General features: G+C 42.6%; 10 protein-coding genes and 1 pseudogene. 1 reads left to right on the top strand and 10 read right to left on the bottom strand.

Annotation, left to right across the window (positions count from 1 at the left end; translation table 11 throughout):
- Nucleotides 1-29 precede the first annotated feature (29 nt).
- The 8 genes and pseudogenes from GLO7428_RS25575 to GLO7428_RS25540 form a co-directional block, all read right to left on the bottom strand.
- Complete coding sequence (locus GLO7428_RS25575) at nt 30-398, bottom strand: four helix bundle protein (RefSeq protein ID WP_015211461.1); 369 nt, start codon at nt 396-398, stop codon at nt 30-32.
- A gap of 11 nt (nt 399-409) precedes the next feature.
- A complete protein-coding gene (locus tag GLO7428_RS25570; RefSeq protein ID WP_015211460.1) occupies nt 410-3,400 on the bottom strand; it encodes a DUF1156 domain-containing protein in 2,991 nt (996 codons plus the stop codon).
- 314 nt (nt 3,401-3,714) lie between these two features.
- On the bottom strand, nt 3,715-4,704 hold the full coding sequence (locus tag GLO7428_RS25565; RefSeq protein WP_015211459.1) for a DUF4435 domain-containing protein: 990 nt from the start codon (nt 4,702-4,704) through the stop codon (nt 3,715-3,717).
- A 4-nt stretch (nt 4,705-4,708) separates the two neighbouring features.
- Nucleotides 4,709-6,091 carry an AAA family ATPase gene (locus GLO7428_RS25560; RefSeq protein ID WP_015211458.1) on the bottom strand — a complete coding sequence of 461 codons (1,383 nt, stop codon included), beginning with the start codon at nt 6,089-6,091 and terminating at the stop codon, nt 4,709-4,711.
- Nucleotides 6,092-6,195: 104 nt separating this feature from the next.
- Nucleotides 6,196-6,508 (bottom strand): annotated as a pseudogene (locus GLO7428_RS25555) (type II toxin-antitoxin system VapC family toxin); the annotation flags it as partial.
- Complete coding sequence (locus GLO7428_RS25550; RefSeq protein WP_015211456.1) at nt 6,505-6,744, bottom strand: hypothetical protein; 240 nt, start codon at nt 6,742-6,744, stop codon at nt 6,505-6,507. The gene GLO7428_RS25550 and the pseudogene GLO7428_RS25555, both read right to left, overlap by 4 nt.
- A gap of 162 nt (nt 6,745-6,906) precedes the next feature.
- Nucleotides 6,907-7,407, bottom strand: a complete 501-nt coding sequence (locus GLO7428_RS25545) for a DUF29 family protein (RefSeq protein ID WP_015211455.1) — start codon at nt 7,405-7,407, stop codon at nt 6,907-6,909.
- 77 nt (nt 7,408-7,484) lie between these two features.
- Nucleotides 7,485-11,063, bottom strand: coding sequence for a helicase-related protein (locus GLO7428_RS25540; RefSeq protein ID WP_015211454.1), 3,579 nt, complete (start codon nt 11,061-11,063; stop codon nt 7,485-7,487).
- Nucleotides 11,064-11,121: 58 nt separating this feature from the next.
- Here GLO7428_RS25540 and GLO7428_RS28165 point away from each other — a divergent pair, with 58 nt between their 5' ends.
- Nucleotides 11,122-11,295, top strand: a complete 174-nt coding sequence (locus GLO7428_RS28165) for a hypothetical protein (protein WP_155824137.1) — start codon at nt 11,122-11,124, stop codon at nt 11,293-11,295.
- A gap of 79 nt (nt 11,296-11,374) precedes the next feature.
- On the opposite strand, the gene GLO7428_RS25535 is transcribed toward GLO7428_RS28165, so the two are convergent.
- Entirely contained in the window at nt 11,375-11,794 is a 420-nt protein-coding gene (locus GLO7428_RS25535) for a hypothetical protein (protein WP_015211453.1), read from the bottom strand.
- Between the two features lie 2 nt (nt 11,795-11,796).
- Nucleotides 11,797-12,546, bottom strand: coding sequence for a ParA family protein (locus GLO7428_RS25530; RefSeq protein ID WP_015211452.1), 750 nt, complete (start codon nt 12,544-12,546; stop codon nt 11,797-11,799).
- Nucleotides 12,547-12,639 lie beyond the last annotated feature (93 nt).

Below are 12,639 nucleotides of genomic sequence, written 5' to 3'. Positions count from 1 at the left end.
ATTTTATATTTTGGATTTTAGATTTTAGATTAGGGAGTTTGGATTTTAGTTTTGCTGCGTAGGGTTTTGATAGAAGCAACTATCATGGCTACAATCTCGTTAGTTTCTGACATTAAATTTGTTAGCTTAGCTGCGGGTACTAGTTCTGATTCAACTAACAGTTCCATCCAGTAGAGGCATTCGTCTGCCTCTTCCAAGACAATGCCAAGCTTTGCAATAACATCAGCAGTTGACTTGCCCCTACAAGCAGCCCGATAATTAGCACCTACAGACGTACCAGAACGCAATAGCTGCTTTCCAATTACTTCTGCAACTTGGCTTTTAGGCAGCATTCCTATGAGGCGAATAACCCGTAGCGCCAAGTTTTTCGTCCTGTTTTTAAATTCCTGCTCATTCATAAATCTAAAATCTAAAATTCCAACTTTTGTTGCACTGGGGTGGCTTCCTGCTTGTCAGCAGCGAGACGGGAAATATCTGACCAGGAAATTACCAAACTGTTGTAGGCGACACCTTCAGCTGCCCAGCCTTTTCTGTCGCAAATGTTATACAGCCGATAAGCCAAATCCCGTGCGGCTTCTCCTATAGTTCCCAGTTGCGCGAGTAAATTCGCCGCGCCGCGATCTCCGCCACCGTCTTGTAATTCCCGAATCATGTGCTGTGTTGCTTCCCAGACGGTGAGGCGGTTGTCAGTATGTGGGTTCCAATCTTTGGGCAATTCGTCGCGGCGCAGCAGTCGCACTTTCCCAGCCTTGGCAACGAGGATACCGGCGTCTACCATGCCTTGCACGGCGGTATTCTTAGCTTTGGAAAGCGTCTCAGCATCGCCAAACAACCCTTCACTAAAAGCGTACTGTTCAAACCAAGCTAATGCCCAACGAGTTTCAGCGTCAAATTCGCCTTCTTGTTCCGCGAGGAATTCATCTAAAGTTTGGTTAATCAGTTGCAGGGCAGTACGCACGCGCATTGGTTTGCCGTCTGCTTCCAAGACTTTGCTAGAGCGAGAGTAGATTGCCATACCAGGACCGATGCTGGCTTGTGCTAAGTCTACTGGGGCGATGTTGCCTTGTTGCAGTTTATACAAAGCATCGGGAAGTTCGCGTTTGAGTGTGTTGACGAATTGGCGGCGGGTGGTGGATGGTGCGGCTTCTGGGCGAGGGCGACAAACGAGGGCGATGGATGAAGCGAGGGCGTTTGTACCACTGGCAACAGTACGGTTGCTTAGTTCGGTTCGCATGGGTAATGTACCAGTAATAGTAAAACCTGCTTTAATTAGTCCTTCGAGCATGGTTTCCCATCCAGTTGAAGCGACTGCTAGATCATGAGTATCTTCGTCTGTTGCTTCGGTTTCTGTTTGTTTGAAGGCGTAATAAATAGTAAGCGGATATTCATCATTTGCCATACCGCGCATTCGCTTAAAGACTTGACCTAATCCTGCTTCAAAGAATTCTTTGGCTTTTTGTTTGTCTCCCCCAAAACGATAGGGTGTAGCAACTAATTCTTGAGTTTTGGGAACGAGTAGAGTTGTAAAAAGGTCGGGGTAAATTGAACCTAAAGAACGGCGCAGCCAAACATAGAAAAAGTCCGATAGGTCAGCGTAGCCGATGTTGTCGTAATAGGGTGGATCTGTAGAGACAACGATTGATTTTGTATAAGCATCTGATGTGGTTGCGTCGATTTGTTTGACGACTCCTTTAGCACCACAAGGAGAAATTTCAATAACTTTTGTTACCCAATCAACTGCACCAATAAAGTTACCAGTTGAATCGCTCAATGGGTTTGCTTCTGCAAAGTCCCAAGTCATAGGAATTGCTTGACGAGCAAAAGTGTTGCGGGTACTGTCTCTGCCTACATCCCATGAACAAATAGTTGAATTTCTGTCGGCTAATCGATCTACTGAGATCGCCAAATAAGTCGCCACTGCATCAGCGTAAGCCGTCGCACCCATACCACCTTCATTAAGCGGTAAACCATCATCAAGTATTCCAGCAGCTATAGCATCAATAAGTACCTTTTCCCGTACTTCGCTTACCAAGTCGCTGAAAGTGGTTAAGGCTACTAACTGACGTGGGGTAAACAGATGATGAAAGTGAGTCAAACCGTAAAGCGGTGTGAACATTGAGCGCCTATCGTCAGCAATTTGAGCATCGGGATACCATATGGGTTGTGCGCTGTGTGCAACCTCTTCCTGTTGTTGTGTTGGTTCAAGGTATACTCGCCCACGTTTACCTTCAGCCACAATCGCCATGAGTTGTGCGCCCATTTGTCCAGCAATACCTTCAGCCTTAATATGTTTGTCTTCGGCTGGTTGACTACACGCTAAACAACGAAACTTTGCACCACGCCCAGTCTTCGGCGGTTCTGGTGGCTTACCCTTACCAGTCTTCACTTCAAAACTTACAACAGGTGGCTGCTGGTTGCGGTCAATAATCGGTTCAACCCAAGCTTGCTTATCCTTCTTGGTCGAAAGGACGAAAGAACGTACCAAAGGCATTTTTGTACCACAACCAGGATTAGGACATTTCACCGTCCTTGCCCACAACCAAGCAATAACTTTGATTTTTGATTTTTGATTTTTGATTTTTGATTGAACAGCTTCGTCTTGCAACTCAGAATCTAAAATCTGCAATCTAAAATCTAAAATTTCTGGATAAAGATGCCCAATGCGCTTAAAAGCCTCATCCCGCATCCATTGCCCGTAATAGCGCACGTCTTCAGCTAATCCCTGCGCCCCGAAATGGGATTTTTGATTTTTGATTTTTGATTTTTGATTGAAGATGATTTTACTTTGAGAATCTGGATTTACAGGAGGTTTATTTGCAAATTTAGGTGGAATTTCAATTAAAGCTTTGGTAATCAAAACTGCTACCGGATTGAGGTCGCTGCCATGTGCTTCTAAACCCAACCTTTGTGCTTCTAAAGGTATCGAACCTCCACCGCAAAAAGGATCGAGTATAGGTGGTGGATTATTATTAGTTGATTTAAGAATTTCTGCTTTAGCTGCGTCTAAAATATCTTTATTATTAATATTTTCCCACTTCACCAATTGTTCGATAATTGCAAATAGACGTTTCCTCTCTTCCTCCTGCGCCTCTTCTGTAGGAAACTGATCAGGATGGCTCGAAGGGTCGTCCACCAACGATGCAAACAAGACTGCTCGACAAGCTGCCAAAGGTCGCCGCGCCCACCATAAATGTAAAGTTGAAGGATGCCCGTGTCGAATTGATTTTTCTCGTGCTGATTCTTTGTTAATTGCTTCGAGGGGTAAAGAAACTTCAATTAACTTCTTGCGATATCCGTAGTTATATGGAGTCGAATTTAAATGTTGAGACTGATAAAGTGGTGGAGAGACAGCGGGATGCGAGGAATTCTTTGAATCGAGATTACCTGCATGAGAATTCATTACAACTTGTCTAACAAATAGGTTGGGACTTTTACAGCATTCCCAAAACTTGTTAGCAAGCTATTTCGTAAAAATACTGAATATTTAAGCAATTGTTAATAAAATCTCTTCTAGTTCCCAAAAATTGTAAAGAATGCTTCAGTAGAATCACTGTTTTTAAAAAGATGTTATTAATCAACCAATTTCCAGTTTTTCCTAAGCAACTACGAACCGTAAGAGCAGCTTCAATTATCAAATTCGTTAGCAACGCAACTACGAATGCTGTAAATCAAACTTAAGATATAAGCCTTTCCAAAAATGAAAGAAAAATAGTTTTACGTAAGATTATTCCTGTGATTGATTAAAAAAAATTTTAAAGAATCGGGACACGAAACGCGAGGTCCCAATATTTCTATAGCATTCTCCTGAGAAACTCTTGTTCTCACATTAAAAGGTTTACCATATCCTTTAATTAAATCACGCAAGCACTTTTCCAACTTATCTAAGAACTGAACAAGAAACCACAATTCATATTTCCCTCGAACATAAGTTTTAGGGTTTAAGCCAAATATTTTACGGAGCTTCCGTGCCTCCGAAAGAATTTCAAGCCATGCTCCTTTAGATGTGGAAACACCAGTAACTTTCTCTAAATATTGTAATTTTGAATGATATGGTTTTGGGACTTTTTTAAAAATTTCTAAGTGGTCGTCAATATAAAAAATTTTGCCTAAATCTACATTATTAAGATTCAGTTTCTGACCTTTTTTTCTTATATAGATAATCCAAGCTATTATTGAAGTCATCCAACAATAGAACTTGCTTAGCTCTCGAACAAACTTAGTTTCTACTATCTCATAACTTAAATCTGCATTTTCTAACAATAAATACATTTGTGTGTTATTAATGTGATAAATTTCCTGCCATACTCTCTGTAATATACGCTTTGTAACTAAAAAATTTTCTATTGAATAATAGTCTGTAACATAAATATTGTCACTACAAGGATATGCCTCACTTAAAAAATCAGAGAAGTCTTTGTCAACAAAAAAAAATGCTCTGCTTTTTAAGCATAAACGTGGTGCAACTTTTTGATAAACTTTGTATACTTTATCTTTATTTCCACAAAAATATTGATAATAAGTGTATGAGGTTTGATCTATCTGACTTAAGATTATTTGCTCTATAAAACCATTGTAGAAAGATAAGTCATCATTTCCTTCAAAGAATGCGTGAATTGTTTTAACTTTTGGTTTGTAATGAAGTAGAAATTCCTGGTAAGCAGATGCCTCAGCAGATACTTCTCTTAAATCTTCAAGTAATCCCATACTTTTATTCTACAAATTCTTCTAAATTATGAGTATAATCGTTGAGTTCATTATCTTGAAAAATAAACGGAGAATGTGTAACAGCAACAAGACCATTACAATGCACATTTTTAATAATATCTGGTAAAAAACGTTTTTGCCAGGGAACAGAAAGAGATAACTCCGGTTCATCAATAATGACAAAGTACCCAGTTATTTCTGACAAGTGAATATGAGAAAATAAGGATACAATTTGCTTTTCTCCTGAAGAAAGCATGCGCATTTCTAATTGCTCATAGTTTTCAGTTTCTCTATTTAAATTTATAACTATTTGGAAATTTGTATAATCATAAACAATTTTCTTCCCAACTAAATACTCGTTGCATACCTCTACAAAGTTTCTTACGTCCTGCTCTTTTGAGTTTTGGGAGTGTTGTAAATCAATTAATTTTAAAAGAAAGTGAGCTATCACTTTTTTTCTATCGCTTTTTATATTTTTTTTACTTTTAATATCAAAAATAAAATCTCGCAAGCTCTTTTGGGATTGTTTGGGTAAGACTTTTTCATCAATACGACCAAAAATGTAATCTATTGTAGATTCATCTAATTCTTTTAATTGATTTATATCTACAGTTTGATAAGTCTCTCGGATCACATCACGTAAATAAGTACCAGTTAAATTGTTTAGACTATTTCTCAAGTTATCTTTTAATTCTTCCATTTTATTAGAAATTGTTGCTTCAACATCTTCCATACCAAATTCTATAAGCTCTACGTAACTTTGTTGCTTACGTCTTGTATAATAACCTTTTTCATATAAAGAAGTAACTTCTAAATCAAGCTCAGGAAATATGGTTTTTAAATCTTGTTCAATTCGGCGGTAAGTAGGAAGATATAAAACCTGATAGTTTATTAATTTTTTGATGTTATTTTCGCTTTCTTTAAGGTGTTCGTCACTAGGAGAATCTTGTCTTGACTTTGCCAAAAAATATTCTTCAATCACTCTTGACGGGAAGTCATACTCAGCAGCAATAGATTTAATTCTATCTTTGTTGTCTAGCAGTTGAGTAGCATCTTGTCCGGCTATTAAAAATTCTAAGCGTTGCCGTACGCTGCGGGGGAATCTTCGGAAGGTATAAACTTGGTTCTTTTGCTCAGTAAAAGAATCGACTTGTTGCTTTGTAACATTAATTTTTTGGTTGTTAATAGTTGCAGAAATTTCTTTAAAATCATATTCAGCAATTTTATTCCACTGACACGTTAAAAAGTAATAAATAATATTAGCAACAGTACTTTTTCCAGTTCCATTTTCGCCAACTAATACAATTTTATTATCATTTATTGTAAGTCTAATTGTACGATAGCCATGCAATAAATGAATCTGAAATTCAGAAATACTTGCAACCATTGGTAAATCTTCTACTTGCTGAGTAAAATCTAGCCTACTATCTATAACATGTAACAGGGTTAAGTTGATACAGTTACTATTAATAATTTAAGAAAAAGTGCCTCGACAATAACTTGGTAAGCAGGGTCGCGATGAAAACTAACTAATTGTGTTGAATCAACTACGATTGTACGATTGGTTGCGTCAAATCGATAACTGCATCCCTGGGTAAGCCAAAGCATTCTTTAGCCATTCACTTACTGAACAGGATAGAATAAGCCGATTATTTTCTACTAATTTAGCGACTTCCCAACAAGAAAAAATGCTCACTCCCAAACCTTGAAGCTGGTATTGTTGTATCCACTCCTGATGTTGTTGAGTGAGTCGTTGATTTCCATCAACCCACCAAACCCAAATATGGGTATCAAGTAGAATCATTTCAGCGCTTCCCAATCCTCTAAAGCCACAGGTTCTGTTGGGTCATCGTAGCGGTATGGCTGCGTATCGCGCAGAGGATAAGGATTTGATTCTAAAGAACGTGCAGGCGCTTGATGCTGGTGCATATGGCTTTCTAAAATAATGACTTCGACTACATCACCTGCATGAAAAGGCAAACCTTGCAGCGTTAGCGTTCCATCTTCAGTTAAAATTGTTTCTATTTTGTGAGCATTCATAATTTGTCTCCTCTTACTCTTTCGAGTTTAAACTTTAGATTATAAAAGCTGTGTCGCTTACTCGTTATAGTAAATTAATTTTGTCAGAACAAAGGTAAATGGCATACCAGTTATAACAACGACAAGGAAGAGAAAGCACTTGTCTTTATCTGTTTGTCACGGCTAATCTGCCCCGCCTGGTAGTTCAGCTAACTCAGTATCAATAGCTGCGGGTAAATCTCTTGCTGAAACAGTATAGGTTAGTGCCAGTAATTTTTGAGCTATCAGAATTAACTGATTTCTATTTATCTTTTCAGAAACTTGTTTAGGTTTTAATTGACCGTCTAAAACTTCTACACTAGCTGGACGAATTGCCCTTTCTACAGCTTCTTCTAGGTAAGGCTGCCACTCATTTGATTTAATATAGTAAGAGGTTTTGTTATCTTTAATATTCAATTTAGATATCTGTATAATTGAATCAGAAATTGAAGCAATCCACGAATTTGTTAATCGGTGTTCGATTTGATTTTTAATGAGATGAACTAGCAACCTTACAAGAAAAGATTCAATAGTGCGTAGGGTTGCTTGTTTACTCATTCCTTCTAGTTCATCAACAATTGCTAAAGCGTCGTCGTAGCGCCCCTCTAAAATGCTGGTTTTTAAATCTATTAGTTCTTGAGTCATAAAAGTTGATTTTTATAATCTCTTGTCCTCAGTATAGGCATCTTCTATAAAAACTTATGACTTGATTAATCTCATGTCTAAAATGGCTCAGTTCCCCGCTGCCATAACTCGTGCCAATCATAATTTACACTCGTCACTGCAAAATCTGGTTCTTTGTGAAACGGTTGTCTTAGATAACGAATGACGAGATCGCCGTCATGTACCTGACAATCTTCTTCTGTCACTTCCTCTGACTGCGGTACTTGCACCAGCGCCAAGATAAAATCGTTTGGCTTATTGAGGGCGGTGATAATCTCGTTCTTCGTCACCGTCACCGTTGCTGCACCTGCTATCCGTCCCTTCACCTCGATAAACCGCAATTCCTTTTGAGGAACGCGCGACTCGATGTCGTAGCCGCACTTGTCTTGGCTGACATCTTTTGGTGCGTACCCCAACTTGCGCTCTGCTGCCATCACCGCCGCCATCGCTGCGCGTTCTACCCGTTGCGTTTCTTGAGCAAACATCGCCGTATCTGAGTGTTGTCCTTGTAGCCGTTGCAGCAATCCCAGCGATACTACCAACGCACCTCCTACCACGACTGGCGGTAAGGGCGATAATCGGCGTTCTTGTTCCAACTCCTCTAGCCGTTGCAGCAACCGCGCTTGCAATTCGTCTGCCCGCTGCCGCGCTTTGGTTGAGTTAATCTTGGCATTTGCTTTGCCAGCTGATTCTTGCATTTTCAGGTCTTCTGCCCGATGGTCCCAATAATTAATCTCTTTGGTGAGTCGGTCTTTGACTGCGACCATCGTTTTGGCGATGAGTTCTTCCTTGCGCTGTCTTACCTCATGAAGATGTTGCGGAACAAGCTGGGAAATCGCGTAACTCGTCGCCTGCGATTCCAAATCCTGCCGCAGCCAAGATTCCTCTAGCACGGGTTCAATGACAGTCTTTTCTTCGTCTGCCAGTTGACGATAGTTGAGGTAGGGTGCATAGCCTGCATTTTGGGTATTGCTTGCTGAATCAATTTCCACATACTGCATCCGCCGCGACACTACCCGCCTTCCATTTGCATTCGTCCGCGCATCCTGTATCCCGTGTTCTAAGTAAACCAAGGCGCGGATACTATCGCCCATGTCGTTGTCATCCACAAGAATGGTGCCTTGTTTTAATAAATCTCGGTGATGTTCCAAAATGAGGTCAATTGTCGCATCGAGTAGGGGATGCCCAGGACAGATGAACGCTGCCAGTGGCTTCCCTGGAATGCTAATCGACTCTTTGGCAAAGCAGATGCGTTCGTAGCGTCGCAGCAGTGGTTCTCCCACACCGACTTGCCGTCCTCGGTTGCGGATAACGGCGGGGACGTGAGTGATTTCGTAGCGTTCGGGTTCTCGCTGTCGTACTGTTCCACCCAACTGTGTAAAAGCTTCGAGGAAGAAAGAAGCAATGAAATGAGGTTGCAGCCGCCGCGCTGCTGCGCGTTCCATGTCGGTTTTGATTTGCTGCACTTTGGCGATATCCATTGCATCGCGTGCCAAAGCTCGTTCTTCTAAAATTTTGCGCAGCCTTTGTTGGTCGAGTTTGTCTTGTACGACAGAGTTGAGCCGTTCTCTTACTTCTGGGAGATCGCCGTAGCGAATCGCTTGGATCAGCAGGAGACGCAACTCCGCCGAGGCGATCGCTTTTCCCAACACGTTGAATACTTTTCCCCCCAGTGCCGCTTGTTCGATCTCCAACTTCTTCAACAGCGCCAAATACACATCCCCCTCACGAGTTTCCTTTGCAACCAAATTCCACAGGTGACATACCTCGGTTTGTCCAATTCGGTGAATCCGCCCAAACCGCTGTTCTAAACGGTTCGGATTCCAAGGCAAATCGTAATTCACCATCAGGTGCGCTCGTTGCAGGTTAATTCCCTCCCCTGCGGCATCGGTAGCGATTAAGACTTGCACTGCAATATCTTGGGTAAACGCATCAGTAGCTTTGCGGCGTTCTTCCCGTCCCATGCCGCCGTGAATTGTCACCACAGCTTCAGTCCGCCCTAGTAGCGTCCGAATCCGTTCGGCTAAGTAATTTAAGGTATCTCGATGTTCGGTAAAAATTACCAATTTGCGCCGATGTCCCGTAGCGTTGAATGTCTCGTCGTTAAACTCTGGTGGATTGCATTGGTACGCTAAATCTTTACCTGTTGAAATATTTTGCAGCAGTTGCGATAGTTCTTCCCATTTCTTATCTGTGCCACTACGCCGGACTTGCAGGGCTAATTGTTCTAATTCTTGTAAAAGAGTAATTTCTGTTTGTAATTCGGCGATTGTCCGCGATGCCGTGGCGAGATCCGCAACTTCCTCTTCTTTCGCTTCCCGTTCTTCGCTGGGGACATCCTCCAGATCGTCTTCGATGTCTTCCAAATCGAGAGTTTGCCCAAATTCTAGACTGGCGCTACTGCCTCGCTTCAACAATTCTTCTTCGCGCAGCCGTTTTTGCAATCGTTCGCGGCGGCGTTGCAACGACTGATAAATCGCCTCTGGCGAAGAAGCTAGGCGACGCTGTAAGATCGTCAAAGCAAAGCCGACAGTACCTTTGCGTCCTTCATTGCCGAGCGCATCAGCGCGGTTGAATTCTTCGCGCACGTAATCAGTGACTCGCTTGTAAAGTACCGCTTCCAAATCCGAAAGCTTGTACTCTACGGTGTAGGCTTTGCGTTCTGGGAACAGCGGCTTTTCATCAAATTTCAGCAAATCTTCTTTAACTAATCGCCGCATCAAGTCGGAAGTATCCGAAACGTGTACGCCATCGCGGAATCTTCCCTCGAATCTATCGCCATCGAGTAGCGCCATGAACAGCTGAAAGTCTTCTTCTTTGCCGTTGTGTGGCGTCGCCGACATTAATAAAAAATGTCGGGTTAAACTTGACAGCAACTTGCCCAATTTGTAGCGTTTTGTCTCTCTGATTTCACCCCCAAAGAACGAAGCTGACATTTTATGCGCTTCATCGCAAACAACTAAATCCCAGTCGGTTTGCGCTAATTTGGCTTGTAAGTCGTCATCTCGACTGAGTTTGTCGAGTCGCACAATGACCAACGGCATCTCTGCAAACGCATTCCCTGTCCGTGCGGCTTCAATCCGGTCATTGGTGAGAATTTCAAACGGCAAGTGAAACTTTTGGTACAGTTCGTCCTGCCACTGCGCGGCTAAACTGCCAGGACAGACAACCAAGCAACGATGCAAATCACCGCGAATCAGCAATTCCCGCATCAGCAATCCTGCCATAATTGTCTTCCCTGCACCAGGATCGTCCGCTAGTAGAAAGCGCAGGGGTTGGCGAGTTAGCATCTCGCCGTAAACGGCGGTAATTTGGTGGGGTAGTGGCTCTACTAGCGATGTATGTACGGCTAGCAGCGGGTCGAACAGATGCGCCAAACGAATGCGATAGGCTTCCGATACCAGACGAAAGTTAGCGCTATCGGCAGTAAAACTCCAGGGGCTTCCTGCGGTGACAACTTCCAGCGTCGGTGAGCGATCGCGAAATACCAACTCATGTCCGAGAGCGCCGCTAGCATCTTTATACGTCAGTTCGACAACATCCGCGCCATGCCACTGAGCATCGACAATGGTGACAAGACTGTTTGGCAGGATGCCCTTAACTTGAGTACCCTTTGTCAATTCTTCCAGTCGCACCATGTCGATACTTTTTCCTTACTCGCTGTGAATAATATTTACTCTTCATTGGGGAGAGGCATTGACAGAAGATTTTGGTGGCGAAATCACCCCAGAAGCCTTAAATTCTTCGAGCTTAAAATCAAATAAGTCTTGTTATACAGGGGATAAATACGGATCTTTGGCGCTAGCTAGAACGCGATGTCAACTCACTGCGCTACAAGGCATTGCTGAGTGCTGGCGTAGTCAACCTTAGTTCTTTTAAAAGCGGTCTGGGAGCAATCGCGCCTACAAAACTTGCGGCATAGTGAAAGCTGCTTTGAGCTACTGTAGATTTAACCTCTACTTTGCCGTTGTCTTTCCTGTAGTCTTACTACGAGTGAATCGCGGTCAACGCTCATCTGCTCAAGAAGTTGAAAGATCGCTTCTTCGACAATTACTTCTTTGTAGGGTGCATTCGCCTTGCCCAGTTTCATCTGCAACTGTAAGTGAAATGTGTCTAGCTGCTCCAAGACTGATTGACTTAATTTGAAAGTAGCTTTTCTTAACTTCTCAGCTTGTTGACTTGTTGACTTGCTAGCATCCTGACTTTCTGCTTTATTAATTGACTTACTGGCTGGTTGGCTTGCTAACTGGTTGACTTGCTTGGAAGTTGACTGGTTAGCTGGTTTAACTTCAACCGAATCAAAGTAGTCATCGGCTTTAGTCTTGGGCAAGTTAATTCTGTCGCCAGCACTCTTGCGTTCTCTTGGCATAACTACGACTCCGCTACGATCTGTTTAACGACTGCCCGATACGGTTGCACCAGTTTCCACTCCCCGCTGTACAAGTGAATTGGCTCTCCAGCTAAATTTGACTCGGCAAACTTCACCGACTTGGGTATTGGCTCAAAGATCTTAACTCCCTCTAATTGTTGCTTCAAGGTATTAATCACATCCTGCGTCATCACCGTGTTTTTTTCTGCCATTGTAGGCAACACACCTAAAATTTTTAGGCGGGGATTCAGCCGCTTCTTAACACTCGCAACCGTTTCTAGCAATGCCTCCAGTCCCTTGAGCGCAAAAAACTGACATTGGACGGGAATCAGCAGCGTATCGGCAGCAGCCAAAGCATTGACAGTTAGCAGTCCCAGACTTGGTGGGCAATCAATCAGGATGTGCTGAAATTGGTCTAGAACTGGCTCCAGTCTTTCTTTAAGGATGTAAAAGTTGCCTACCTTGCTCAGCAGTTCCGTTTCTCCCTTAGCTAACGAGATATCAGCAGGCAGTAGACTTAAACCAGATTTAGTCGCTACAACTGCATCCAAAATCTCAGCAGTCTCTGTAATTACTTCATAGGTTGTGAGTTGGTTGTCTGACACTTCCACGCCTAACCCCGTGGTTAAGTTCCCCTGGGGGTCAAGATCTATGGCTAGACAAGAGCTTTGTTGTGCCAGCAATCCTCCCAAGGCGATGGTTGAGGTAGTCTTGGCGACTCCTCCTTTTTGGTTGGCGATCGCAGTAATCATAAAAGCCTTCCGTCCTCATCTATAGCTTGCCAGCAAGTTAACCAGTTGACAAGTTGACTTGATAACTTTCTATAATTTGACAAGCTGACAAGC

It is taken from the genome of Gloeocapsa sp. PCC 7428 (genome assembly GCF_000317555.1).
In the GTDB taxonomy this organism is placed as follows: domain Bacteria; phylum Cyanobacteriota; class Cyanobacteriia; order Cyanobacteriales; family Chroococcidiopsidaceae; genus Chroogloeocystis.
This window is presented reverse-complemented; position numbering and strand designations above follow the sequence as displayed.

Coding starts and splice junctions, on each gene's coding strand:
- GLO7428_RS25535 (WP_015211453.1), bottom strand. CDS start 11,794: ATGCCAAGAGAACGCAAGAGTGCTGGCGACAGAATTAACTTGCCCAAG.
- GLO7428_RS25570 (WP_015211460.1), bottom strand. CDS start 3,400: ATGAATTCTCATGCAGGTAATCTCGATTCAAAGAATTCCTCGCATCCC.
- GLO7428_RS25530 (WP_015211452.1), bottom strand. CDS start 12,546: ATGATTACTGCGATCGCCAACCAAAAAGGAGGAGTCGCCAAGACTACC.
- GLO7428_RS25540 (WP_015211454.1), bottom strand. CDS start 11,063: ATGGTGCGACTGGAAGAATTGACAAAGGGTACTCAAGTTAAGGGCATC.
- GLO7428_RS25565 (WP_015211459.1), bottom strand. CDS start 4,704: ATGGGATTACTTGAAGATTTAAGAGAAGTATCTGCTGAGGCATCTGCT.
- GLO7428_RS25575 (WP_015211461.1), bottom strand. CDS start 398: ATGAATGAGCAGGAATTTAAAAACAGGACGAAAAACTTGGCGCTACGG.
- GLO7428_RS25550 (WP_015211456.1), bottom strand. CDS start 6,744: ATGAATGCTCACAAAATAGAAACAATTTTAACTGAAGATGGAACGCTA.
- GLO7428_RS25560 (WP_015211458.1), bottom strand. CDS start 6,091: ATGGTTGCAAGTATTTCTGAATTTCAGATTCATTTATTGCATGGCTAT.
- GLO7428_RS25545 (WP_015211455.1), bottom strand. CDS start 7,407: ATGACTCAAGAACTAATAGATTTAAAAACCAGCATTTTAGAGGGGCGC.